Genomic DNA, 23,902 nt, shown 5'->3' with positions numbered 1-23,902 from the left:
GCGGGTCGCTTCGGGGGTGTGGGTCAGGCAGAGGGGCGGACGGCGGGCGGGGCCGAGGCGGTCGACCCACGGACGACCAGCTCGGGCATGAACACGAACTCGGAGTGCGGGGCGGGGGTGCCGCCCACCTCTTCGAGCAGCGCACGGACCGCGGCCTGCCCCATCGCCTGCACGGGCTGGCGGATGGTGGTCAGCGGCGGATCGGTGAACGCTATGAGGGGCGAGTCGTCGAAACCGACGACGGAGACGTCCCGGGGGACGTCGAGCCCCTGCTGCCGGGCGGCCCGGATCGCGCCGAGCGCCATCATGTCGCTCGCGCAGACGACCGCGGTGCAGCCCCGGGAGATCAGCGCCCCGGCGGCGGCCTGGCCGCCCTCCAGGGTGTACAGGGAGTGCTGGATCAGCTCCTCGGACTCCTCGGGGCCGAGACCGAGCCGCTCCTCCATGCCCTTCTGGAAGCCCTCTATCTTGCGGAGCACCGGCACGAACCGCTTCGGTCCGACGGCCAGCCCGATCCGGGTGTGCCCGAGCGCGGCCAGGTGCGTCACCGCGAGACGCATCGCGGCCCGGTCGTCGGGGGAGACGAAGGGCGCCTGGACCTTGGGGGAGAAGCCGTTGAGCAGGACGTACGGGACGCCCTTGCCGCGCAGCTGGTCGTAGCGCGTCATGTCGGCGGTGGTGTCGGCGTGCAGTCCGGAGACGAAGATGATGCCGGCGACGCCCCGCTCCACCAGCATGTCGGTGAGCTCGTCCTCGGTGGACCCGCCGGGGGTCTGGGTGGCGAGGACCGGCGTGTACCCCTGCCGGGTCAGGGCCTGCCCGATGACCTGCGCGAGCGCGGGGAAGATCGGGTTGTCGAGCTCGGGGGTGATGAGGCCGACGAGCCCCGCGCTGCGCTGGCGCAGTCGTACGGGCCGCTCGTAGCCGAGCACGTCGAGCGCGGCAAGGACGGACTCGCGGGTGGCCCCGGCCACACCGGGCTTGCCGTTGAGCACGCGGCTGACTGTGGCCTCACTGACCCCCGCCTGGGCTGCGATGTCGGAGAGCCGCGCGGTCATGAGGATGGACTGTACCGGTCACGGGGCGTATTGCCCACCGGCCTGGTGATGCAAGCCACCTCGCAAGGTCTTGCAGGTCTTGCGGGGCGCACGAAGGGTGGATGAGGCGCGCGCGAGGGGCCGCGCGCCCTCCGAGAGCCCTGTGTCAGCCGCTGTCAAGCGATCCGATGGCAACCTTAGGGACACGTGGATGTAACGATCCCCCGGTCTTGCAGAAAGTTCCCGCAAGCTCTTTCGGCTCGTTTTCATCCCTGTTACGTTCCTGGCAACCCGGAGCGCCGCGAGGGAGCGGTCGCATGAGGAAGGTTCCAGCCCCTCGTCCCCCCGGGATCATTGAAGGAGTTCACATGCGGCGTGGCATAGCGGCCACCGCGCTGGTCGCGGCCCTGGGCGTGACCCTGGCGGCGTGCGGGAGCGACAGCGGTTCGGACGGCGGCTCGAAGAGCTCGGGCGAGCTTTCCGGCACCGTGACCTGGTGGGACACCTCCACGGTCGGTTCCGAGGACAAGGTCTTCAAGAAGGTCGCCGAGGACTTCAAGAAGAAGCACCCGAAGGTCACCGTCAAGTACGTGAACGTGCCGTTCGGTGAGGCGCAGAACAAGTTCAAGAACGCCGCGCAGTCCGGCTCCGGCGCGCCCGACGTCATCCGCTCCGAGGTCGCCTGGACCCCCGAGTTCGCCGACCTCGGCTACCTGGCCCCGCTCGACGGCACCCCGGCCCTCAAGGGCGCCGAGGACTTCCTGGAGCAGGCCGCGGCCTCCACCAAGTACAACGGCAAGACGTACGCGGTGCCGCAGGTCATCGACTCCATGGGCATCTTCTACAACAAGAAGATCTTCAAGGAGGCCGGCGTCACGGTCCCCAAGACCATCGACGAGCTGAAGACCGTCTCCGCCAAGATCAAGCAGAAGACCGGCAAGCCCGGCCTGTACCTGCGCGGCGACGACGCCTACTGGTTCCTCTCCTTCCTGTACGGCGAGGGCGGCGACCTCGTCGACGCGGAGAAGAAGACGATCACCGTCGACAACCCCGCCGGTGTGAAGGCGTTCAAGGTCGTCAAGGACCTGGTCGACTCGGGCGCGGCCAAGACCGACGCGACCGACGGCTGGAACAACATGCAGACGGCCTTCAAGGACGGCAAGGTCGCCATGATGATCAACGGCCCGTGGGCCGTCTCCGACACGTACGCCGGCAAGGAGTTCACGAACAAGGCCAACCTGGGCATCGCCCCGGTCCCGGCCGGTTCGGCCGGCCAGGGTGCCCCGCAGGGCGGTCACAACCTCGCCGTCTACGCGGGCTCCAAGAACCTCGACGCCTCCTACGCCTTCGCCGAGTACATGACCTCGGCCGAGACGCAGGCGACGGTCGCGAAGGAGCTGAGCCTCCTCCCGACCCGTCAGTCCGTCTACATCAAGCCGGACGTGGCGACCAACGAGATGATCACCTTCTTCAAGCCGGTCGTCGACAAGGCCGTCGAGCGCCCCTGGATCCCGGAGACCGGCAGCCTCTTCGCGCCGCTCGTCACCGAGTACACCAAGGTCCTGACCGGCCAGACCACCCCGGACGCGGGAGCCAAGGCGACGGGTGACTCCTACCGCAAGCTCCTGAAGGACTGGAAGTAGCAATGGGAAGGCAGGCCGGCTGATGGCTGTGGACACCCCCAGCCAGTCGGTGGTGAAGGCCGCGGGCGACCACGTCGCCCGCGGCCGGAGCCGCGGAACTGGTAAGCCCCGGGGCGCGGCGAAGCGCTCCCGCTCCACCCACTGGTACGCCTGGGCGATGATCGCCCCGGTGACCGTGGTGATCGCCGTGATCATCGGCTACCCGCTGGTCCGCGGCATCTACCTGTCCCTCACCGACGCCAACGAGCGCAACGTGGCGCGGTCGATCGGTGTCAACGAGATCCCGGCCACCTATGAGTTCGTCGGACTCGACAACTACGCCGACGCGCTCACCGGCGGCCAGTTCCTCGGGACGCTCGGCTGGACGATCGTGTGGACCGTGTCCTGTGTGGCGATCACCTTCGCCCTCGGTCTCGGACTCGCCAACATCCTCAACCGCAGGATCGCCGGCCGCTCCGTCTACCGGATGCTGCTGATCCTGCCCTGGGCCGTGCCCGGCTTCGTCTCCGTCTTCGCCTGGCGCTTCCTCTACAACCAGGACAACGGTCTCCTCAACAAGCTTCTCGCGGGCGGCGGCATCGACGCCGTGCCGTGGCTGAACGACCCCACCTGGGCCAAGTTCTCGGTCATCCTCGTGAACGTCTGGCTCGGCGTCCCCTTCATGATGGTCGCCCTCCTCGGCGGGCTCCAGTCCATCCCCGGCGAGCTGTACGAGGCCGCCGAGATGGACGGCGCCAACGCGTGGCAGCGCTTCCGGCACATCACCATGCCCGGGCTCAGCTCGGTGTCGACGACGGTGATCCTGCTCTCCACCATCTGGACCTTCAACATGTTCCCGGTGATCTTCCTGCTCACCCGGGGCGGACCCGGCGAGGCCACCCAGATCCTCGTCACCCAGGCGTACAAGTTCTCCTTCGAGATCAGCCCGCGCGACTTCGCCCAGTCGTCCACGTGGGGCGTCCTCATCCTGGTCCTGCTGATGATCTTCGCCGCGATCTACCAGCGCGTCCTCCGCAAGCAGGGAGAAGTCTGGTGACCACCACGACCCCCACCCCGCCGACCGCGAACCTCCCGGTCCGCGGCCGCCGTTCGCCGCTCGCCTCGGTCGCGCTGCACGTCACGCTCGTCGTGGCGTCGGTGATCGCCGTCTTCCCGGTCCTCTGGGTCCTGCTGACCTCGCTGAAGCCCGCGAAGTTCGCGACCACCACGGACTTCTTCAAGGAGACGACGGTCGAGAACTACACGAACCTGCTGAACGACACCCCGTTCCTCACCTGGTTCGCGAACTCGCTGCTCGTCGCCGGTCTCACCACCGTCATCGGCGTCTTCATCTCCGCCACGACGGGCTACGCCGTCAGCCGCTTCCGCTTCCCCGGAAAGCGCGGCCTGATGTGGACGCTGCTCATCACCCAGATGTTCCCGGTCGCCGTCCTCATCGTGCCGATCTACAACATCATGGCGTCGATGGGCCTGCTCAACCAGCCGGTCGGCCTGGTCATCACGTACCTGACCATCGCCGTCCCCTTCTGCGCGTGGATGATGAAGGGCTTCTTCGACACCATCCCGCGCGAGATCGACGAGTCCGGCTACGTCGACGGCCTCACCCCGTTCGGCACGTTCTGGCGGCTGATCCTGCCGCTGGCCAAGCCGGGCATCGCCGTCACCGCCTTCTACTCCTTCATCACCGCATGGGGCGAGGTCGCCTACGCCTCCGCCTTCATGGTCGGCGACGAGAACCTCACCCTGGCCGGCGGACTGCAGAAGTTCGTCAACCAGTACGGCGCCCAGTGGGGCCCGATGGCGGCGGCCTCCGTGCTCATCGCCATCCCCGCCGCCCTGGTGTTCCTCTTCGCCCAGCGGCACCTGGTCACCGGCATGTCCGCCGGTGCCGTCAAGGGCTGACGGCCCTGAGCGCCCCTCCCGTACGCACCTCCTTACCTCCCAGGGAAGACATGACCCAGCATCTCGCCACCCCGGCCGACGCCCCGACCACCGGCACGCACACGGGCTGGTGGAGAGACGCCGTGATCTACCAGGTCTACCCGCGCAGCTTCGCCGACGGCAACGGCGACGGCATGGGCGACCTGGAGGGTGTCCGCAGCCGGCTGCCGTACCTCAAGGAGCTCGGCGTCGACGCCGTCTGGCTCTCCCCGTTCTACGCCTCGCCGCAGGCCGACGCCGGCTACGACGTCGCCGACTACCGGGCCATCGACCCCATGTTCGGCTCGCTCCTCGACGCCGACGCGCTGATCCGCGAGGCCCACGCCCTGGGCCTGCGCATCATCGTCGACCTGGTGCCGAACCACTCCTCCGACCAGCACGAGTGGTTCCAGCGCGCGCTGCGCGAGGGCCCCGGGTCGCCGCTGCGCGAGCGCTACCACTTCCTCCCCGGCAAGGGGAAGAACGGTGAACTGCCGCCCAACGACTGGGAGTCGATCTTCGGCGGCCCGGCCTGGACCCGTACCGAGAACCCGGACGGCACCCCCGGCGACTGGTACCTCCACCTCTTCGCCCCGGAGCAGCCCGACTTCAACTGGGAGCACCCCGCCGTCCGGGACGAGTTCCGGTCGATCCTCCGCTTCTGGCTCGACATGGGCGTCGACGGCTTCCGCGTCGACGTCGCCCACGGTCTCGTCAAGGCCGAGGGCCTGCCCGACCTCGGCGCCCACGACCAGCTGAAGCTGCTCGGCAACGACGTCATGCCCTTCTTCGACCAGGACGGCGTCCACGAGGTCTACCGCTCCTGGCGGAAGGTCCTCTCCGAGTACGACGGCGAGCGCGTCCTCGTCGCCGAGGCCTGGACCCCCACCGTCGCGCGCACCGCGAACTACGTGCGCCCCGACGAGATGCACCAGGCCTTCAACTTCCAGTACCTGGGCACCCACTGGGACGCCGCCGAGCTGCGCCGCGTCATCGACGAGTCGCTGGAGGCGATGCTCCCCGTCGGCGCGCCCACCACCTGGGTCCTCTCCAACCACGACGTCACCCGGCACGCCACCCGCTTCGCCAACCCGGCGGGCCTCGGCACCCAGCTGCGGACCCCCGGCGACCGCGAACTCGGCCTGCGACGGGCCCGCGCCGCGACGCTCCTGATGCTGGCGCTGCCCGGCTCGGCCTACGTCTACCAGGGCGAGGAGCTCGGTCTGCCGGACGTCACCGACCTGCCCGACGAGGTGCGCCAGGACCCGTCGTTCTGGCGGGCCAGCGGCCAGGACGGCTTCCGCGACGGCTGCCGGGTCCCGATCCCGTGGACCGTCGAGGGCTCCTCGTACGGCTTCGGCGGCGGCGGCTCCTGGCTGCCGCAGCCGGCGAGCTGGGGCGCGCTGAGCGTCGAGGCGCAGACCGGCGACCCCGGCTCCACCCTGGAGCTGTACCGCAGCGCCCTCGCCGTACGGCGGGAGCGTCCCGAGCTCGGTGCGGGCGAGGCCGTCGAGTGGCTGGAGGCGCCCGAGGGTGTGCTCTCCTTCCGCCGCGACGGATTCGTCTGCACCGCCAACACCACCGGCCGGGCCATCTCCGTCCCGCTGCCCGGCCGGTATCTCCTCTCCAACGAGGACGTCAAGATCGTCGCCGCCGACGGCGAGGGCACAGCCGAGGTGCCCGCCGACACCACCGTCTGGTGGGCGGTGTGACGATCCCCCTGCCGCGGGGCGCCGGGAACGGCGCCCCGCGGCTCGCGGACATCGCGGCCCAGTCCGGCGTCAGCGAGGCCACCGTCAGCCGTGTCCTCAACGGCAAGGCGGGCGTGGCCGGCGCGACCCGGCACAAGGTGCTCGCGGCGCTCGACGTCCTCGGCTACGAGCGTCCCGTACGGCTCAAACGCCGCAGCGCGGGCCTCGTCGGACTCGTCGTGCCCGAGCTGACCAACCCGATCTTCCCGGCCTTCGCCCAGGTCGTCGAACAGGTCCTCGCCGGCCACGGCTACACCCCGGTGCTCTGCACCCAGATGCCAGGCGGCGCCACCGAGGACGAGCTCGTCGAGCAGCTCGTGGAGCGCGGGGTGGCCGGCATCGTCTTCCTCTCCGGGCTGCACGCGGACGCCTCCGCCGACCCGGCCCGCTACGCCCGGCTGACCGCCCGGGGCGTGCCGTACGTCCTCATCAACGGCTACAACGAGAACATCGACGCCAACTTCGTCTCCCCGGACGACCGGGCCGCCGCCCGCATGGCCGTACGCCACCTGGTCGAGCTGGGCCACGAGCGCATCGGCCTCGCCATCGGCCCCACCCGCTACGTCCCCTCACGCCGCAAGGCCGAGGGCTTCACCGCCGAGCTGTACGAACTCCTCGGCGTCGAACGGGCCGAGGCGGAGCGGTTCATCAGACCCACGCTCTTCGGCGTCGAGGGCGGCCACGCAGCCGCCGACATCCTGCTCCGCGAGGGCTGCACGGGCATCGTCTGCGGCTCCGACCTGATGGCGCTCGGCGTCATCCGCGCCGTCCGCGCCCGGGGCCTCGACGTGCCGGGGGACGTCTCCGTCGTCGGCTTCGACGACTCGCCCCTCATCGCCTTCACCAGCCCCCCGCTCTCCACCGTGCGCCAGCCCGTCCAGGCCATGGCGACGGCGGCGGTCGGCGCGCTCCTGGAGGAGATCGAAGGCAATCCGGTGCAGCGCACGGAGTTCGTGTTCCAGCCGGAGCTGGTGGTGCGCGGCTCCACGGCGCAGCCTCCCGCCCCCGCTCACCCCGAGCCGCAAGTCCTTTCGTAACAACTTGCGTTGGGGTGTCCGGAGGGTTGACCGGGCGCCGGGGCACTCGTACGGTCACGGCTGAAAACAGTTGCTGAAGTTTTCGGCAACTTCTTGCGACACCGACGTCGTACAGGAGGAAGCATGGCCAGTAGAACCGTGGCCGCTGCACTCGCCCTCGTGGCGGGAGCCGCCGCTGTGGCCGTCACGGGAAACTCCCCCGCACAGGCCACCCCGCCCGGCGAGAAGGACGTCACCGCGGTGATGTTCGAATGGAACTTCGCCTCGGTCGCCCGTGAGTGCACCACCCGCCTCGGCCCCGCCGGATACGGATACGTCCAGGTCTCCCCGCCCCAGGAACACCTCCAGGGCGGCCAGTGGTGGACCTCCTACCAGCCGGTCAGCTACAAGATCGCCGGACGCCTCGGCGACCGCGCCGCCTTCAAGAGCATGATCGACACCTGCCACGCGGCAGGCGTCAAGGTCGTCGCCGACTCCGTCATCAACCACATGGCGAACGGCTCCGGCACGGGAACGGGCGGGACCCCGTTCTCCAAGTACGACTACCCGGGCCTGTACTCCGGCTCCGACATGGACGACTGCCGGTCCACCATCAGCAACTACCAGGACCGCGGCAACGTCCAGAACTGCGAACTGGTCCAGCTGCCCGACCTCGACACCGGCGAGGAGTACGTCCGCGGCAAGATAGCCGGCTACCTCAACGACCTCCTCTCCCTGGGTGTCGACGGCTTCCGCGTCGACGCCGCCAAGCACATGCCGGCCGCCGACCTCGCGAACATCAAGTCGCGGCTGACCAACCCGAACGCGTACTGGAAGCTGGAGGCCATCCACGGCGCCGGCGAGGCCGTCTCCCCGAGCGAGTACCTCGGCAGCGGAGACGTCCAGGAGTTCCGCTACGCCCGCGACCTCAAGCGCGTCCTCCAGAACGAGAAGCTCGCCCACCTGAAGAACTTCGGCGAGGCCTGGGGCTACATGCCCTCCGCCCAGTCCGGCGTCTTCGTCGACAACCACGACACCGAGCGCGGCGGGGACACCCTCTCCTACAAGGACGGCGCGAACTACACCCTCGCCTCCGTCTTCGCGCTCGCCTGGCCCTACGGCTCCCCGGACGTCCACTCCGGCTACGAGTGGACCGACAAGGACGCCGGCCCGCCCAACGGCGGCCAGGTCAACGCCTGTTACACCGACGGCTGGAAGTGCCAGCACGCCTGGCGCGAGATCTCCTCCATGGTCGCCTTCCGCAACACCGCACGCGGCCAGGCCGTCACCAACTGGTGGGACAACGGCAACAACGCCATCGCGTTCGGCCGCGGCTCCAAGGCGTACGTGGCCATCAACCACGAGTCCTCGGCGCTCACCCGCACCTTCCAGACCTCCCTGCCCGGCGGCGCCTACTGCGACGTCCAGTCGAACACGCCCGTGACGGTGAACGCGTCCGGCCAGTTCACGGCCACCCTCGGCGCCAACACCGCCCTGGCCCTGCACGTCAACGCCACCGGCTGCGGCACCACCCCGACGACGCCGCCGACCACGCCGCCCGCCACCTCGGGCGCCTCGTTCAACGTCACCGCCACCACCGTGGTCGGCCAGAACATCTACGTCACCGGCAACCGCGCCGAACTCGGCAACTGGAACCCGGCCGCCGCCCTGAAGCTCGACCCGGCCACGTACCCGGTCTGGAAGCTCACCCTCGGCCTCCCCGCCGGAACGTCCTTCGAGTACAAGTACGTCCGCAAGGACGCCGCCGGAAACGTCACCTGGGAGTCCGGCGCCAACCGCACCGCGACCGTCCCCGCCTCCGGCCAGACCGTCCTGAACGACACCTTCCGCAGCTGAGCCTCCTCCCTCCGCAGGGCCGCCCCGACCGGGGCGGCCCCCTCTTCCCGTACCTCCAGGGAGCACCCCCGTGACACGCAAGAGAACGGCGGTCGCGCTCGCCGCCGCCCTGTGCGCCGCCCTCGTGCCCGGCGTCCCCGCGGCCGCCGCGCCCCGGCCCCCCGCCCCGCCGTCCGACCGCGCCCTCGCCGCCGAGCCCGCCCGGCAGGACCTCACGCGCGAGCAGTTCTACTTCGTCCTGCCCGACCGCTTCGCCAACGGCGACACCTCCAACGACCGGGGCGGCCTCACCGGCAGCCGCACCCAGACCGGCTTCGACCCCACCGACAAGGGCTTCTACCAGGGCGGCGACCTCAAGGGCCTGACCCAGCGGCTCGACTACATCAAGGGCCTCGGCACCACCGCCATCTGGATGGCGCCGATCTTCAAGAACCGGCCCGTGCAGGGCACCGGCAAGGACGCCTCGGCCGGCTACCACGGCTACTGGATCACCGACTTCACCCAGGTCGACCCGCACTTCGGGACCAACGAGGACCTGGAGAAGCTGATCGCCGCCGCCCACGCCAAGGGCATGAAGGTCTTCTTCGACGTCATCACCAACCACACCGCCGACACCGTCGACTACGCCGAGCAGACCTACGGCTACCGCCCCAAGGGCGCCCACCCCTACCTCGACACCGCGGGCCGTCCCTTCGACGACCGGACGAGGATGGGGAAGGTGGACGCGGACTCCTTCCCGTACACCCCCGTCGAGAAGGCGAACACCAAGGTCCCGGCCTGGCTCAACGACCCCACGATGTACCACAACCGGGGCGACTCCACCTGGGCCGGCGAGTCCGCCGAGTACGGCGACTTCGTCGGCCTCGACGACCTGTGGACCGAGCGCCCCGAGGTCGTCGAGGGCATGAAGAGGATCTACGAGACCTGGGTCCGCGACTTCAAGATCGACGGCTTCCGCATCGACACCGTCAAACACGTCGACCTGGACTTCTGGACGCAGTGGGCCACCGCCCTCGACGCCTACGCCAAGAAGCGCGGCCGCGAGGACTTCTTCATGTTCGGCGAGGTGTACTCCGCCGACACCACCGTCACCTCCCCCTACGTCACCCGGGGCCGGCTCGACGCCACCCTCGACTTCCCCTTCCAGGACGCCGCCCGCGCCTTCGCCTCCCAGGGCGCCGGAGCCGACCGCCTCGCCAAGGTCTTCGCCGACGACTACCGGTACACCACCGACAAGGCCAACGCCTACGAGCAGGTCACCTTCCTCGGCAACCACGACATGGGCCGCATCGGCACCTTCCTCAAGCAGGACAACCCGAACGCGACCGACGCCGAACTCGTCCAGCGGGCCCGGCTCGCCAACGAGCTGATGTTCCTCTCCCGGGGCAACCCGGTGATCTACTCCGGCGACGAGCAGGGCTTCACCGGCGCGGGCGGCGACAAGGACGCCCGCCAGCCCCTCTTCGCCGCGCAGTCCGCCGACTACCTCGACGACGACCAGCTCGGCACCGACCGCACCCACGCCACCGACGCGTACGACACCACGCACCCCGTGTACCGGTCCGTCGCCGCCCTGTCGAAGCTGACCCGCGAGCACCCGGCCCTCCGCGACGGCGTCCAGCAGGAACGGTACGCCGAGGGCTCCGTCTACGCCTTCTCCCGTACGGACGCGGCCAGGCGCACCGAATACCTGGTGGCCTCCAACAGCGCCACCACCGCGAAGACCGTGACCGTGCCCGTCGACTCCGCCGACTTCCGCTTCCTGTACGGGGGTCAGGGCGCCGTCGCGGCGAAGGACGGCAAGGTCACCGTCACCGTCCCGGCCCTCTCCTCCCTCGTCCTCAGGGCCGCGGCGCCCCTGGCGGCCCCCGCCGCGAAGCCCGCCGTGTCCCTGAAGGCCCCGGCCGCCGGAGCCACCGGCACCGTGGAACTCACCGCCGACGTCACCGGCGGCGGCCTCAACCGCGTCGTCTTCGCCGCGCAGACCGGCAACGGCCGCTGGCAGACCCTCGGCACCGCCGACCACGCCCCCTACAAGGTCACCCAGCACGTGACCGCACCCGCCGGCACCGCCCTGCGCTACAAGGCCGTCGTCGTCGACAGCACGGGCCGCACCGCGAGCGCCACCGCCGCGAGCACCGCGGGCCGGACCCCCGCCCCCGAGAAGCCCGTGGCCGTCGAGCGCACCCACGCGATCGTCCACTACAAGCGCGAGGACGGGAACTACGCCGGCTGGACCCTGAAGGCCGCGGGCCAGGAGGCCGCGTTCACCGGCCGCGACGCCCACGGCGCCTTCGCCTGGGTCAAGGTCCCCGAAGGCGCCTCCACCGTCACGTACACCGTCGAGAAGGACGGCGCCGCCGACGGTCCCCAGCGCAGCATCATCCTCGGCCGCACCGGCGAGGTCTGGATCACGCAGGGCCAGGACGGCCAGTCCGACACCAACCCGGCCCCCGCCACCCCCGACAAGACCAAGGCCGTCATCCACTACCAGCGCCCGGACGGGAACTACGACGGCTGGGGCCTCCACACCTGGACCGGCGCGGCCCAGCCCACCGACTGGTCCAAGCCGCTGATGCCGGTCCGCGTCGACGCCTACGGCGCCGTCTACGAGGTGCCGCTCACCGAGGGCGCCGGCTCCCTCTCGTACATCCTCCACAAGGGCGACGAGAAGGACCTGCCCACCGACCAGTCCCTCGACCTCGCCACCTACGGCCACGAGGTCTGGCTGCTCTCCGGACAGCAGAAGTACCTGCTCCCGACCGTCGGCGGAGCCCCGAACCTCGACCTCGGCAAGGCCGAGGCCCAGTGGATCGACCGGAACACCGTCGTCTGGAAGGTCAAGGCCACCGACGCCACCAGCCAGCAGCTGGTGTACGCCAGGTACGGCGGGATCACCGTCACCGACGGCGCCCTGAACACCGAGGGCCAGTGGCTCCGGCTGAACCGGACCGCGCTCACCGACGCCCAGAAGGCGGCGTTCCCCCACCTCCGGGAGTACCCGGCCTTCACCGTCGACCCGCGCGACGCCGACCGCGTCCGCGACTCCCTGCGCGGCCAGCTCATCGCCACCCAGCGCGCCGCCAACGGCGCCCTGCTCGCCGCCACCGGCGTCCAGACCGCCGGCGTCCTCGACGACCTGTACGCGAAGAAGGCCACCGGCGCGAACCTGGGGCCGACGTTCCGCGCGGGCCGCACCACGCTCTCCGTCTGGGCCCCCACCGCCCAGTCCGTCGCCCTCGAACTCGACGGCAGGACCGTCCCCATGCGGCGCGACGACACCTCCGGCGTCTGGTCCGTCACCGGCCCCACGTCCTGGAAGGGCAAGCCCTACCGGTACGCCGTGAAGGTCTGGGCCCCCACCGTCCAGCAGATCGTCACCAACAAGGTCACCGACCCGTACTCCACCGCCCTCACCACCGACTCCGCCCGCAGCCTCGCCGTCGACCTCACCGACACCCGGCTCGCGCCCAAGGGCTGGACCTCGCTGAAGAAGCCGGCCGCCGTACCGCTGCGTGACGCCCAGATCCAGGAGCTGCACGTCCGCGACTTCTCGATCGCCGACCCGACGGCGAAGGCCGACCACAAGGGCACCTACCTCGCCTTCACCGACAAGGCCAGCAAGGGCTCGAAGCACCTCAAGGCCCTCGCCGACTCCGGCACCTCCTACGTCCACCTCCTGCCGGCCTTCGACATCGGCACCATCCCCGAGAAGAAGTCCGCGCAGACCACCCCCGCCTGCGACCTGAAGGTCTACGCCCCCGACTCCGAGGAGCAGCAGGCCTGCGTTGCCGCCGCCGCGGCCAAGGACGCCTACAACTGGGGCTACGACCCCCTGCACTACACCGTCCCCGAGGGCTCCTACGCCACCGACCCGAACGGCACCCGCCGCACGGTCGAGTTCCGGCAGATGGTCCAGGCCCTCAACGGCCAGGGCCTGCGCACGGTCATGGACGTCGTCTACAACCACACCGTCGCCGCGGGACAGTCCGACAAGTCCGTCCTCGACCGGATCGTGCCCGGCTACTACCAGCGCCTCCAGGCAGACGGCTCCGTCGCCACCTCCACCTGCTGCGCCAACACCGCGCCCGAGAACGCCATGATGGGCAAGCTCGTCGTCGACTCCGTCGTCACCTGGGCGCGCGACTACAAGGTCGACGGCTTCCGCTTCGACCTCATGGGCCACCACCCCAAGGAGAACATCCTCGCCGTCCGCAAGGCCCTCGACGCCCTGACGGTCGAGAAGGACGGCGTCGACGGCAAGGCGATCGTCCTCTACGGCGAAGGCTGGAACTTCGGCGAGATCGCCGACGACTCCCGTTTCGTCCAGGCCACCCAGAAGAACATGGCCGGCACCGGCGTCGCGACCTTCTCCGACCGGGCCCGCGACGCCGTCCGCGGCGGCGGCCCCTTCGACGAGGACCCCGGCGTCCAGGGCTTCGCCTCGGGCCTCTACACCGACCCCAACACCTCCACCGCCAACGGCACCCCGGAGCAGCAGAAGGCCCGCCTCCTCCACTACCAGGACCTGATCAAGGTCGGCCTGACCGGCAACCTCGCCGCGTACACCTTCACCGACACCTCGGGCCGCACGGTCAAGGGCTCCGAGGTCGACTACAACGGCGCCCCCGCCGGATACGCCGCCGCCCCCGGCGACGCCCTGGCCTACGCCGACGCCCACGACAACGAGACCCTCTACGACGCGCTCGCCTTCAAGCTCCCGGCGGGCACGTCCCCGGCCGACCGGTCGAGGATGCAGGTCCTCGCCATGGCGACCGCGACCCTCTCGCAGGGCCCCGCGCTCTCCCAGGCCGGCTCCGACCTGCTCCGCTCCAAGTCCCTCGACCGCAACTCGTACGACAGCGGCGACTGGTTCAACGCGATCCACTGGGACTGCCGCGACGGCAACGGCTTCGGCATCGGCCTCCCGCCCGCCCCCGACAACAAGGCCAAGTGGGGATACGGCAAGCCGCTGCTCACCCAGCCGTCGCTGAAGGTCGGCTGCGCGGAGATCGACGGCGCCTCCGCCGCCTACCGCGACCTCCAGAAGATCCGTACCACCGAGCCGGTGTTCTCCCTCGCCACCACCGGACAGGTGCAGTCCGCCCTGTCCTTCCCGCTCTCCGGCCGCGACGAGACCCCCGGCGTGATCACCATGCGCCTCGGCGACCTGGTCGTCGTCCTCAACGCGACCCCGAGCGGCACCACGCAGAAGATCACCGACCTGGCGGGCAGGGGCTACGGCCTCCACCCGGTCCAGGCGGCCGGCTCCGACCCCGTCGTCAAGTCCGCCTCCTACGAGGCCGGTTCGGGCACCTTCACGGTCCCGGCGCGGACGGTGGCGGTGTTCAAGGCCGGGTGATCACCCGCTCCATCAGGGTGACCCCGTAACGCGTGCCGTCGGCGGCGAGCTTTCCCGGCTCCTCGCCGACGGCACGGTAGCCCGCGGCCTCGTAGTACGTACGGAGCCGCGGGTTCCCCGTCAGACAGTCCAGACGGACGACCGCCCGCCCACCGGCCGCGATCCGCCCCTCCGCGTGCGAGAGCAACGCCCGCCCGGTCCCCGCGGGCGCCGCGCCCCGGACCGTCATCAGCCGGTGGACGTACCCGGCCACCGGAGGCTGCGGGCCCCACGCCTCCTCGTCCTCCCACCAGAGCTCGTACGCGCCGACGGCCAGGCCCTCCCCGTCCGTCGCGAGCCACACCTCACCGGCGGCGACACGCGCCCCGAAATGCTCCGCGCTCTTCCCGCCGGGCTTCCACTGGTCGATCCCGTTCCGCGCCATCCAGCGCGCCGCCCCGTCGTACATTCCCACCAGCAGGTCCAGGTCGCCCGTGTCCGCCTGCCGAAAGGTCACTTGTGCCGTCATGGCGATCACCGTAAAGGTGTGGCCAGACATCCGACAGCCGTATCCCTCTGGCCGGGAGTGACCCATGCCGCAGATCACCGTCGACTACTCCGCCCCCCTCGACCGGCGCGGCTTCGCGCTGGCCCTGCACCCGTTCGTCGTGGAGACGGTCGACACGGCGCTCGACGCCTGCAAGACCCGCTTCCGCGAGGTCGAGGAACTCGTCGCAGGCGACGGCACGGACCACGACGTCATCGTGCACGTCGAGATCGCCCTGCTGCCCGGCCGCACCGACGAGCTCAAGGGCCGGCTCTCGGAAGGCGTGCTCGACCTGCTGCCCGCGCACCTCAAGACGACCGACGGCGTACGCCTCTCCGTCGAGGTCCGTGACCTCGAACCGTCCTACCGCAAGCGCTGATCGGGCACCTGGAGCACGAACGCGGAGAGCCGGGCCACCAGCTCCCCGAACGGGCCGTCCGCCGGCTCGTCCGCCAGGATCCGGACCAGGGTCTCCGCCATCTCCTCGTCGTACGCGGCACTCACCGCCGCCAGCGCCGCGAAGTCGTGCACCAGCTGCAACTCCAGCTCCGCGCGCGGCACCCTGCGCCCGTCCAGCCAGAGCAGCGCCGTCGACTCGGCGAGCGACACCCAGGAACGGACGACCAGTTCGAGCCGGGCGGACGGCTGTTCGACCTCCAGATGGGCCACGATCTGCTCGTACGCGGCCTGCCGCACCTCGTCGATCATCGCGTTCGTCGTGGACGAACCCACCGCCGGCCCGCCCCGCATCAGCGCCGCGAACCCCGGACCGTGCTCGTCCACGAAGTCGAAGAACCGGCCCATCACCCGTAGCAGCCGCGCCCCGAGGGGTCCCTGTGGCGGCTCCACGAACCGCGCCGCCAGCTCGTCGGCCGCCCGCCGCAGCGCCGCCTCGTAGAGGCTCTGCTTGCCGGGGAAGTAGTGGTAGACCAGCGGCCGCGAGATGCCGGCGGCCGCGGCGATCTCGTCGATGGACACCTCGTCGGGAGAGCGATGGCTGAAGAGTTCGAGGGCGACCCCGATCAACTGCTGCTTGCGCTCCTCGACGCCCATCCTGCGGCGCACCCCGGTCGTCATACGAACAGCCTAACGGGGTCCGTTACGCTGCTGCCTCATGAGCGCTTCCGACCAGGACACCAAGGCCGCCGAGACCGCCGGGGCCCCGGAGGCCCCAGAGGCCGGCGAGACCTCCGGGGAGGAAGCCGAAGAGGAAGCCGCAGAGGACGGCGAAGACGAAGCCGCAGAGGACGGCGAGGTCGCCGTCGAGGTCTGCGTGGACGAGGACGAAGCCCCCTCGACGGGTCTCACCCCCAAGCAGGCGCGCCGGCTGCGGGTCGCCGTCGCCTCCGTCCTGCTCGTGGCGATGGCCGTGGTGCTCGCCGTCCGCCTCGCGAGCCGGACGTCGGTCCTGGTCGTCGGGGTGTACGGCCTCGCCATGATCCTGTGCGGGATCGTGATCGAGCTGTCCCGCAACGGCCGTACGCGGCTCGGCACCTGGCTCCTCGTGGGAGGCCTCCTCGCCGCGCTGGCCTTCGACTGGCTGATCCTGCCCTGACCGTCAGAGGTCGAGTACGAGCCGCTCTCCCGCGCAGCGCGAGACGCAGATCAGCATCGAGTCCTCCCGCTCGGCGTCGGTGAGCAGCTCGTCCCGGTGATCGACCTCGCCCTCCAGGACCCGCTGCCGGCAGGTCCCGCAGAACCCCTGCCGGCAGGAGTACATGAGGCCGGGGACCTCCTCGCGCACCGCCGCCAGGACCGACTGGTCGGCCGCCACGGTGACCGTGCGCCCGGAGCGGCGCAGTTCGAGCGCGAAGGCGGTGCCGCCGGTCGTCGCCGCCGCCGAGAAGCGTTCGAGACGCGGTGCACGTCCCTCCGGCATCGCGGCCGCCACCGCGTCCATCAGACCGTCGGGGCCGCAGCAGTACACGAGGGCCTCGGCGGGGGTGTCCGCGAGGAAGTCGAGGTCGGGGCGGCCCGACTCGTCCTCCGCGACGACCGTCACCCGGTCGCCGCCCAGCGCCTCGACCTCCGCCAGATACGGCAGGGTGGCCCGGCTCCGCCCGCAGTACACCAGCCGCCAGTCCGCCCCGGCCGCCTCGACGGCACGCAGCATCGGCAGGACGGGCGTGATGCCGATGCCACCGGCGACGAAGACGTACGCGGGGGCCTCGACCAGCGGGAAACGGTTGCGGGGGCCCCGGATCTCGATCTCCGCGCCCGCGTGCAGCTGCTCGTGGACCTCGCGCGACCCGCCCCGGCCGCCCCGCTCCTCCTCGATCAGCCGGGTCGCCACGGTGTACGCGGTCGGGTCGGCCGGATCGCCGCAGAGCGAGTACTGCCGTACGAGGCCGGAGGGCAGGACGAGGTCGACATGGGCGCCCGGCTGCCAGGCGGGCAACCCGCGCCCCTCCAGGCGCAGTTCGACGACGCCCTCGGCGGGCGTGGTGCGCGCGGCCACCAGGACCTTGCGGGGGACGGTGCTGCCCCGGCCGTACCCGGACACGGGCTCGTCGAGGGCGGGCATCGGCCACAGGGGGGCGGTGGACATGCGGCGGCGGACGGCGCGGCGGGCGAGCAGGGCGGCGCCCGCCGCGAGGGCGACGGTGGTGAACCGGGGCATCAGCGGCCTCCGTTGGTGCCGGGGGAGGAGGCCAGATAGGCCATCGCCTGCGCGGTGTCGCCCTCCTGGGAGGGGTGGTAGGAGCGGCTCAGATAGCGGGGTATCGAGCGCAGCATGGCGGGCGTGGAGGGCAGCACGCCCTGCCGGCCCTTGCGGACGAACTGGGCGAAGGAGGCCTTGCCGTCGACGAGGCTCGGGTCGTTCTCCATGAAGAAGCGGACGCCCCGCTGCCAGAGGAAGACGAGGGCGGAGAAGGCGAGGGCCCAGGTGCGGGCGCGGCGCCGGTAACCGCCGTCGAGGTGCATGAACAGCTCGAAGGCGACCGAGCGGTGCTCGACCTCCTCCGCGCCGTGCCAGCGCAGCAGGTCCAGCATCGTCGGGTCGGCGCCGACCCGGTCGAGCGCGTCGGCGTTGAGGACCCAGTCGCCGAGGAACGCGGTGTAGTGCTCGATGGCGGCGATCATCGCGACCCGCTCCATCAGCCACCAGCGGCGCGGCCGCCCCGGCGGCAGGGTCCGGTCCCCGAGGAGCTTCTCGAAGAACCAGTCGACCTGGGCGGTGTACGGGGTGGGGTCGAGGCCCTGCTCGCGGAGATGGGGGAGGACGTCGTCATGGGCCTGGGAGTGGACGGCCTCCTGGCCGATGAAGCCGATGACGTCCGTGCGCAGCCGGTCGTCGGTGATGTACGGCAGCGCCTGCTTGTAGACGTGTACGAACCAGCGTTCACCGGCCGGGAGCAGCAGGTGCAGCACGTTGATGGTGTGCGTGGTGAAGGGATCGCCGGGCACCCAGTGGAGCGGGGTCGCCTCCCAGTCGAAGGAGACCTTGCGGGCTCTGAGCTCGACGTGCTCCGACGCCACCGGTGCGGGCTGCGTATTAGACATGTCGTCAATGTACTGAGGGGTAGGCGAGGGGAACAGGTGTCTGCGGGCTCTTTCTGCGGGTGAAGGCGGAGACGGGGGAGCGGGAGACGGTCGCCGTGGGGAAGGGCTCGGCGTGGGGGAGGGCTCGGTGTGGGGGAGGGTTCGGCGCGGGGGAGCAGGAGCGCGACGGAGCGGGTCCTTGGCCGGGCCCCGCACCGATCAGCGCAAGGCGCCCACGCGCCTCCCGTCCCGGAGGGTGCCGTCGAGGTCCGCGCGGGCCCCGGGCGCGGCCTTCACCGCGAGCACCGGCCCCTCGGACCGGCCCTTCACCCCGCCGGAGGTCTCCAGGGCGGCGAAGTCGGGACTCCCCGCCGCCAGGACGTACCACCCGCCGCTCGGCGCCTGCCACAGCACGCCCGCCAGGACCCGGGGATCGCGCACGCCGCAGGCCGGTGAGCCCTCGGAGCGGGCCGCGAGCGCGGCCGGGACCGTGGGCGACGGGACCAGGAACTGGGCGAGGACCCTGCTCCCCGTGCCCCGCCAGGTCTCCGCGCGGGTGCACAGCCAGGTCCCCCGCCCGGCGCCCTCGGGGAGCGGCTGCGACGCGAACCGCCAGGCGTTCACCGACCGCACGCCGTGCGCCCGTACCGCCGTCAGCCGGCACCCCGTCCTGGCCCACGCCTCCCGCGCCTCCTGCCCCGTCGCGTCGACCGGCGCGTCCGGCGGGCCCCACAGGAGCCGGGCGGGGGTCAACTCGCCCAGGTCGGAGAGGACTCGTACGTCCGAGCCGTCCCGCACCTCAAGGGCGTTCCAGCGCGTGCAGCCCTTCGCCAGCGCGGGACTCGCGAACGGCTCGGTCGCCCCGTGCGCGTCCCGGGCCAGCGGCCAGGGCTCCTTCGCGGGCCTGAGGAGATCCCGTACCGCCGTCCCCGTCACCCAGGGGGCGGTCAGGTAGCGGACGTTGCCGGCCGCGCGGGACAGGACGAGCGCGGCCGAGCCGGCCGAGTCGGCCCCGTCGGTCCGCGCGAAGTCGAGCGCCGCGCCCGCCGTGCCCTCCACCGGCTCCGCGTACCGCACCGCCCGCAACCCGTCATGGAGGAGCACCACCCGGGCCCCGTCCACCACACCGGCGAACAGCAGTTGCGGGGGCCCCATCGGCGGGCCCACCGGCGTGCCGGGCGTGGCCGACGACCGCACGGAGGCGCCGGGCCTGGCCCACACGGCGAGCGCCCGCCGCAGCAGCGCGCTGTCCCCGGTCAGACCGCCGCGCGCGGGCCACACGGAGAAGTCTCGCCGCGTCGAACCCGGCCAGGCCGCCGGGGCGACCCGCTTGAGCGCGCCGGGGTCGAGCGCGGCCTCGGCCGCGGGGTTACGGGCGTACGAGGGCGCCGCCGCACCGTTTCTGCCCCAGCCGTCCCCCGGCAGCCCGAGCAGCGTCCCGCACACGACGAGCGCGGCGACGGCGACCGCCGCGGCCCGGGCGTGCTGCCGTCGCCGCAGCAGATCGGTGGGCCGCGCCTGCAACGCACACGGATCGAACTCGTCGGACTCGAGCAGACCGACCCCACCCAGCCGCCGCGCGGCGCCGGGTCGCTCGGCCCCCGCCCCGCTCCCCGCCCCGGACTCCAGCTCCTCCAGCTCCTCCAGCGCGTCCGCCTCCGCCAGCGCCGCCGAGGGGTCCTCCACACCGACCGACGCGAGCACCCGCAGCACCTCCGGGTCACCCTGGCGTTCCAGGCCCCGCAGGACGTAGGCCGCGCGGCCAGGGCCCGAGAGCCGGGCCAGCCGCTGGTCCAGGGCGAGTTCGTCGGCGCCGCCCACCCGGGGGAACAACCGCAGCCCCCACACGTGCGGGAGCAGCGGCGGAAGCTGCGCCCGGCGCGGCAGCGCGAGCCGCCGCAACGGCAGCCCGGCGACGAGCGCCTGCCGCAACACCTCGCCCCGTACGTACGCGTAACCGGGATCGACCGCGTCCTCCGCGAGCCGCTGCTCCGGTACCGCCGGGCCCGCCACCCGCCGGCGCGGCAGCGACCGCTGGACGAGCGCGTGCGCGGTCAGCACCCGGCGGTTCCGGCCGAGCGACGGCGGCAGCACGAGGTACGCGATGCGGACGAGACGCGGATACCGCTCGACGAGCGCCGCCTCGGCCTGCTCGACGTCGACGGGGCCCACGGGCGAGGGAACGAGATCCTGGGTGCTCACGTTCAGCAGAACGAGCGATTCTTCCGATGGTCACCCCGGCACCCGGCACCGGCACCCGGCACTCCGGGCCGCCCCGCCCCGCCCGGCACGGTTCAGGCGCGGCCGGCCGTCAGCCGCTCCCGGATCACCGCCGTCACCTCGTCCGGAACGCCGAGACCCTCCCGTACGTACTTCTCCATCGACCCGTGCCGGACCGCCACCTCGTCCAGCGCCGCCTCCAGGTACTCCGGCAGGACCCCGATCAGGTCGAGCGCGAGGTCGGGGTCGCCGCCCTGGGCCGTGAAACCCTCGATCATGGGCGCGAACGCCTGCCGTACCGCCGCGTTGACCGACAGGTACTCGCTCCGCACGGTCTCCTCGTCCGCGCCGAGCAGGCACAGGACGACCGTCGCCGCCCAGCCCGTCCGGTCCTTGCCCGCCGTGCAGTGGAAGAGCAGCGGCCCGGCGCCGGGAGCCCCCAGCTCGGTGAGGAGCGCGCGGTACGAGGCACGGCCCGAGTCGCTGGAGACGAAGGTCCGGTAGGTCTGGGCGAACGCCGTCCGGACCTGGCCCCCGCCGAGATACTCCTCGGCGAGCGCCGGGTCCGTGAGCAGCTCCTTGAGCCGGGCGGCGGGCGGCAGCCCGCTGATGGCCAGGTGGTCGGCGAGGACGTCCGCGACGAGCTGCCGCGCCCCGGTGGGCAGCCGGTCGGGCCGCTCGCCGCGCTCGGTCTCCGTACGGAGGTCGACGACCGTACGGATGCCGAGACCGGCCACGACCGGTTCGTCCGGGTCGAGCCGGTCGAGCTGGGCGGAGCGCAGGACCAGGCCGGGGCGGACGGACCGCCCGCCGCCGAGCGGCAGACCGCCGAGGTCGCGGAGGTTGGCGACGGAGGCGGCGGGGATGGCGGGCATGCGGCGACTCCTCCGGTTCGTACGCTCCTCGGCGGCGCGTTCGTCTCGACCGTGTTCGTCTCGACCGTAAGGGATCACCCTGCTTCGGGCAGGTCCGGGCGATTCGTCACCCTGCCGGAAAGCCCCCGAGCCGCCCGCACCCCGCCGCGCCTCCCGCGAGCCGCCCGCACCCTGCCGCGCCTCCCGCCTACCGCGAGACGCCCGGCCCCGGGAACACCCGCCCCCCGGACGCCCCCTACAGCTTCGCGACGAGCTCCGCCTCGCGTGCCGCGGAGAGTCCCACCTCCGGCCGGTCCGGGCGACGCGGCGCGACTCCGCCGAGCGACGCGAGCCACGCCCACGTGTCGGCGACCGTCTCCTCCGCGGGCCGGCACCGCAGCCCGGCCGCGAGGGCCCGGGACACGTCGGCGGTGTGCATCGCGTCGTACATCTCGCCCGGCGGCAGCCACACCGGCAGCTCCGACCACGGCTCCGCCCCGGCCGCGAGCAGCGCCTCGGGTGCGGTCCAGCGGAGCTCGGCGTCCGATCCCGTGACCCGCACGCACGCGTCGAGCAGCTCGCCCATGGTCGTGTGCCCGGGCGGCGAGACGAGGTTGTACGGACCGGAGAGCCCGGCGGCCACCGCGTCGAGCGTCCACTCGGCCAGGTCGCGGACGTCGATGTACTGGATCGGCAGGGCGGCGGGCCCCGGGGCCAGGACCGGGCCGCCGCGAGCGATCCGGCCGAGCCACCAGGGCAGCCGGCCCACGTTCTCGTACGGACCGATGATCAGGCCCGCGCGGACGAACAGCGCCCGGTCCGCGCCGAACGCGTCCGTGACGGCGAGCTCCCCGCCCCGCTTGGCCTCCGCGTACGGCACGTCCCCGGCGTCCGGCGAACCCTCCACCAGCGGCCCGTCCTCCGCCAGTCCGGCGGCGGGCGGCCACGCGTACACGGAACGGCTCGACACGTACGCGTACCGCCCGGCCCGCCCGGCGAGCAGCCGTGCCGCGTCCCGCACCGCCGAGGGCGCGGCCGACCAGGTGTCCACGACGACGTCCCACGAACCCTCGGCGAGCGCGGCGAGACCGTCGGGACCGGTGGTGCGGTCGCCGAGCAGCGAGGTCACCCCCGCCGGCGCCGCGTGCCGGCCCCGGTGGAAGACGGTCACCTCCCAGCCGCGTCCGAGCGCCGCGTCGACGATCGCGCGGCCGACGAACTCCGTACCCCCGAGCATCAGTAGCTTCATGATCCGATCCTCTCCGGCGCCATGGCGCGCGGCCAGGAATTTCCGCTCCCGGAGGATTCCGCCACGGGAGGAACGCCACCGTCGGCGCGGAGAACGCCATCGGACCAGGTGCGGGTCTCGTGCCCCGCGCGACGGGATGACACCATGACGGACGATGACGGATGTCCGGTCGCCTCTGCGCGCGTTGCGAGCCGCCTTGTTCGCGGTGGTGTGCGTGACCTTGGCCGCCGTGGGGCATTCGTCCATGTCTGCCCACCAGCTTCCGGCCCTCGCCCTGCTCGCCGCCTTCGCCGGCACGGCGGCGGCCGCCTGGGCCGCGGCGGGCCGCCGCAGGGGCGCGCCGACGATCGCGGGCGCGCTGTTCGCCCTCCAGGGCGGCCTGCACCTGCTCTTCTCGGCGGCGGGATCCCACGTCGGGGACACGGGCCACCGGCCGACGACCCACCCGCACCACACCACCACGACCGGCTCGACCGGCATGCACGCGACGCACGGCGCGGCCACGACGCCGGGCGCGACCACGGCCCAGGCCGCCGGACACGCACCCGCCCTGCCCGCCCCCGCCGGACACACCGCGGCGCTCCCCGACGCACCCCTCCCCGACCCGTCCCCGCTCGACCTCGTCCTCGCCCCGGCCCTCGCGCCCGGCGCCGGGATGCTCGCCGGGCACCTGCTCGCCGCGCTGCTCTGCGGGCTCTGGCTGGCCCACGGCGAGGCCGCGTTCTTCACGCTGGCCCGCGCCGCCCTCGCGTACGCCTTCACCCCGCTGCGCCTGCTGTCCGCACGCGTCCGCGTGCCCGACGCCCCGCGCCTCCCGGTCCGCGGGGCCCGGCGCGCCGCCCACCGGCCGCACACCGTCGTCCTCGCGCACGCCCTCTCCCGGCGCGGCCCGCCCCGGCCGTCCCCGTCCCACGCCACGGCCCTCGGAGCGCACGTCTGACACCGGGGGTCCTTTCCCCCTGTCTGCACCGAGTCCTAGGACAG

At 72.2% G+C, this 23,902-nt stretch carries 18 protein-coding genes; 10 read left to right on the top strand and 8 right to left on the bottom strand.

Annotation, left to right across the window (positions count from 1 at the left end; translation table 11 throughout):
- Window positions 1–23: 23 nt before the first annotated feature.
- The gene (locus tag AMK29_RS02095; RefSeq protein WP_073806870.1) at window positions 24–1,058 is read right to left on the bottom strand and encodes a LacI family DNA-binding transcriptional regulator; all 1,035 of its coding nucleotides are present in this window, start codon (window positions 1,056–1,058) and stop codon (window positions 24–26) included.
- 347 nt (window positions 1,059–1,405) lie between these two features.
- On the opposite strand from AMK29_RS02095, the gene AMK29_RS02090 reads away from it, so the two are divergent.
- From AMK29_RS02090 to pulA, 7 genes are all read left to right on the top strand, one after another.
- The gene (locus AMK29_RS02090; protein ID WP_073806869.1) at window positions 1,406–2,680 is read left to right on the top strand and encodes an extracellular solute-binding protein; all 1,275 of its coding nucleotides are present in this window, start codon (window positions 1,406–1,408) and stop codon (window positions 2,678–2,680) included.
- A gap of 22 nt (window positions 2,681–2,702) precedes the next feature.
- Entirely contained in the window at window positions 2,703–3,716 is a 1,014-nt protein-coding gene (locus tag AMK29_RS02085; RefSeq protein ID WP_073806868.1) for a carbohydrate ABC transporter permease, read from the top strand.
- Entirely contained in the window at window positions 3,710–4,582 is an 873-nt protein-coding gene (locus AMK29_RS02080; protein WP_073808191.1) for a sugar ABC transporter permease, read from the top strand. The genes AMK29_RS02085 and AMK29_RS02080 overlap by 7 nt, the downstream gene beginning before the upstream one ends.
- Before the next feature lie 50 nt (window positions 4,583–4,632).
- Window positions 4,633–6,312 carry a glycoside hydrolase family 13 protein gene (locus tag AMK29_RS02075; protein WP_073806867.1) on the top strand — a complete coding sequence of 560 codons (1,680 nt, stop codon included), beginning with the start codon at window positions 4,633–4,635 and terminating at the stop codon, window positions 6,310–6,312.
- Entirely contained in the window at window positions 6,300–7,388 is a 1,089-nt protein-coding gene (locus AMK29_RS02070; protein WP_073806866.1) for a LacI family DNA-binding transcriptional regulator, read from the top strand. Before AMK29_RS02075 ends, AMK29_RS02070 begins: the two co-directional genes overlap by 13 nt.
- A 123-nt stretch (window positions 7,389–7,511) precedes the next feature.
- Complete coding sequence (locus AMK29_RS02065; protein WP_073806865.1) at window positions 7,512–9,224, top strand: carbohydrate-binding module family 20 domain-containing protein; 1,713 nt, start codon at window positions 7,512–7,514, stop codon at window positions 9,222–9,224.
- Between the two features lie 70 nt (window positions 9,225–9,294).
- Window positions 9,295–14,586, top strand: a complete 5,292-nt coding sequence (pulA, locus tag AMK29_RS02060) for a pullulanase-type alpha-1,6-glucosidase (protein WP_073806864.1) — start codon at window positions 9,295–9,297, stop codon at window positions 14,584–14,586.
- Here pulA and AMK29_RS02055 read toward each other — a convergent pair.
- The gene (locus AMK29_RS02055; protein ID WP_073808188.1) at window positions 14,573–15,094 is read right to left on the bottom strand and encodes a GNAT family N-acetyltransferase; all 522 of its coding nucleotides are present in this window, start codon (window positions 15,092–15,094) and stop codon (window positions 14,573–14,575) included. The genes pulA and AMK29_RS02055 overlap by 14 nt on opposite strands.
- A gap of 64 nt (window positions 15,095–15,158) precedes the next feature.
- On the opposite strand from AMK29_RS02055, the gene AMK29_RS02050 reads away from it, so the two are divergent.
- Window positions 15,159–15,491, top strand: a complete 333-nt coding sequence (locus AMK29_RS02050; protein WP_073806863.1) for a 5-carboxymethyl-2-hydroxymuconate Delta-isomerase — start codon at window positions 15,159–15,161, stop codon at window positions 15,489–15,491.
- On the opposite strand, the gene AMK29_RS02045 is transcribed toward AMK29_RS02050, so the two are convergent.
- Window positions 15,476–16,189 carry a TetR/AcrR family transcriptional regulator gene (locus tag AMK29_RS02045; protein WP_073806862.1) on the bottom strand — a complete coding sequence of 238 codons (714 nt, stop codon included), beginning with the start codon at window positions 16,187–16,189 and terminating at the stop codon, window positions 15,476–15,478. The two genes, AMK29_RS02050 and AMK29_RS02045, sit on opposite strands and share 16 nt — an antisense overlap.
- A gap of 37 nt (window positions 16,190–16,226) precedes the next feature.
- Between AMK29_RS02045 and AMK29_RS02040 the strand changes: the two genes are divergently transcribed.
- A complete protein-coding gene (locus tag AMK29_RS02040) occupies window positions 16,227–16,667 on the top strand; it encodes a hypothetical protein (RefSeq protein ID WP_073806861.1) in 441 nt (146 codons plus the stop codon).
- Window positions 16,668–16,670: 3 nt separating this feature from the next.
- On the opposite strand, the gene AMK29_RS02035 is transcribed toward AMK29_RS02040, so the two are convergent.
- The 5 genes from AMK29_RS02035 to AMK29_RS02015 all read right to left on the bottom strand — a co-directional run bounded on the left by AMK29_RS02035 (window position 16,671) and on the right by AMK29_RS02015 (window position 22,918).
- Window positions 16,671–17,732, bottom strand: a complete 1,062-nt coding sequence (locus AMK29_RS02035; protein WP_073806860.1) for a PDR/VanB family oxidoreductase — start codon at window positions 17,730–17,732, stop codon at window positions 16,671–16,673.
- Window positions 17,732–18,616 carry a metal-dependent hydrolase gene (locus AMK29_RS02030; RefSeq protein ID WP_073806859.1) on the bottom strand — a complete coding sequence of 295 codons (885 nt, stop codon included), beginning with the start codon at window positions 18,614–18,616 and terminating at the stop codon, window positions 17,732–17,734. The genes AMK29_RS02035 and AMK29_RS02030 overlap by 1 nt, the downstream gene beginning before the upstream one ends.
- Before the next feature lie 198 nt (window positions 18,617–18,814).
- Window positions 18,815–20,797: a hypothetical protein gene (locus tag AMK29_RS02025; RefSeq protein WP_073806858.1), complete on the bottom strand. Its 1,983-nt coding sequence runs from the start codon at window positions 20,795–20,797 to the stop codon at window positions 18,815–18,817.
- A gap of 92 nt (window positions 20,798–20,889) precedes the next feature.
- Window positions 20,890–21,690, bottom strand: coding sequence for a tyrosine-protein phosphatase (locus AMK29_RS02020; RefSeq protein ID WP_073806857.1), 801 nt, complete (start codon window positions 21,688–21,690; stop codon window positions 20,890–20,892).
- A gap of 235 nt (window positions 21,691–21,925) precedes the next feature.
- Window positions 21,926–22,918 carry an NAD-dependent epimerase/dehydratase family protein gene (locus AMK29_RS02015; protein ID WP_241845053.1) on the bottom strand — a complete coding sequence of 331 codons (993 nt, stop codon included), beginning with the start codon at window positions 22,916–22,918 and terminating at the stop codon, window positions 21,926–21,928.
- 244 nt (window positions 22,919–23,162) lie between these two features.
- Between AMK29_RS02015 and AMK29_RS02010 the strand changes: the two genes are divergently transcribed.
- Complete coding sequence (locus tag AMK29_RS02010) at window positions 23,163–23,858, top strand: hypothetical protein (protein WP_079196714.1); 696 nt, start codon at window positions 23,163–23,165, stop codon at window positions 23,856–23,858.
- Window positions 23,859–23,902: the final 44 nt, after the last annotated feature.

It is taken from the genome of Streptomyces sp. CB02261 (genome assembly GCF_001905665.1).
Taxonomy (GTDB): domain Bacteria; phylum Actinomycetota; class Actinomycetes; order Streptomycetales; family Streptomycetaceae; genus Streptomyces.
This window is presented reverse-complemented; position numbering and strand designations above follow the sequence as displayed.